General features: G+C 44.1%; 2 protein-coding genes. Both read left to right on the top strand.

All coding sequences use genetic code 11. The annotated features are described in order from the left end of the window. Positions 1 to 44: 44 nt before the first annotated feature. Positions 45 to 860, top strand: a complete 816-nt coding sequence (locus D0T49_RS12890) for a hypothetical protein (RefSeq protein WP_163632363.1) — start codon at positions 45 to 47, stop codon at positions 858 to 860. Between the two features lie 111 nt (positions 861 to 971). Continuing rightward, positions 972 to 1282: hypothetical protein (locus D0T49_RS12885; RefSeq protein ID WP_203583486.1), on the top strand; the 311-nt coding region annotated here is incomplete at its 3' end.

The following is a 1282-nucleotide window of genomic DNA, read 5'->3' as shown; positions in this document are numbered from 1 at the left end:
AATAATAATTAAACATTAATAACTAACAATTAATAATTATCATCATGAACAGAAAACAATTTTTCCGGCAGACTTTAGTATTATTCTGTCTATTTCAATTTTCATTATTCATTTTTCAATCAAAAGCACAGGTAACTATTGGTGCCGACCGTGAGCCAAATGCCTCGGCTATTCTGGAGCTAGTAAGTAGCAATCAGGGCTTGCTATTGCCCAACGTCAGCCTTACCTCTACCAGCAGTTATGCCCCATTAAAATCTCACGTAGCGGGTATGATAGTGTATAACACTCCCGGTAACGCAGAAGCTCCGGCAGGCCTGTATTACAATAACGGTAGCGCTTGGGTTCGCCTTGTGTTGCCCAGTGAGGTAACCGCCGTTTCGGGCGACGATGGTGTAAGCGCAACAGCTTCGGGTGCAACAACTACCGTAAGCCTGACCGACTTGGGCGTAACCACCGGCAAACTTGCCAACGCATCAGTTACCGCCGACAAGCTGCACCAGATGGGTGCTACCAATGGACAAACCCTCACATGGGATGCTACAGCACAAAAATGGGTTCCCGGTTCGCCAACCAAAAAAATAGTTTCGGTAAAAGCCGGCTCCTATACCGTACAGGCCGACGACGATGTAGTGATTACCGAGCACAGCGCTTCGGTAAACATCACTATGCCAACCTTAACAGCCGCTCACGATGGCAAAACTGTTTACATCATGAATAATAATTCGGGCGGCTCAGGTAATAACTTTGTCGATGCTGCTACCGGATGGATTCTTGGTCAGGGTACCAGTATGATTATCGGACGAGGTGCAGTGTTTATTTGGGACAATACAGGCAGCAGATGGATAAGCGTTTCCAAATAAAAACCGGCATATACACCGGTAATAGATGACAGACAATTAAAAATAGAAATATCCCGGATTCATCCCTGAGAGTAAACTTAGGATGAAGCAACGCGATAAAACACAAACAAGATGAAAAAAATAATATTATTAAGCATAACACTATTTGTAACAATACTGAGCACGCATGCGCAGCTCCTGAGCAACGGTACCATTCTGAACGGTATTCCCGGCTCAAACGTATTTCTTGATGGCAGTACAAACTTTTTCTCAGCAGGCATAGGAAATAACATAGGTAAAGGACTGGTTATCCCAAGTGTAGACTTGACCACCTTCGAATTCACCGATGTAAAAGAAGGCTTTGCCGACGGTATTACTTTCCCTACCTATTTCGATGGTATGATAGTATATAACAGTGCTACCGGTACAACTCTGACAACAGG

Origin of the sequence: Paludibacter sp. 221 (assembly GCF_010501035.1) — a bacterium.
Classification (GTDB): Bacteria; Bacteroidota; Bacteroidia; order Bacteroidales; family Paludibacteraceae; genus QVMH01.
Note: the sequence above shows the minus strand (reverse complement) of the source record. Positions and strands in the feature narration are given on the sequence as shown.

Coding starts and splice junctions, on each gene's coding strand:
- D0T49_RS12890 (WP_163632363.1), top strand. CDS start 45: ATGAACAGAAAACAATTTTTCCGGCAGACTTTAGTATTATTCTGTCTA.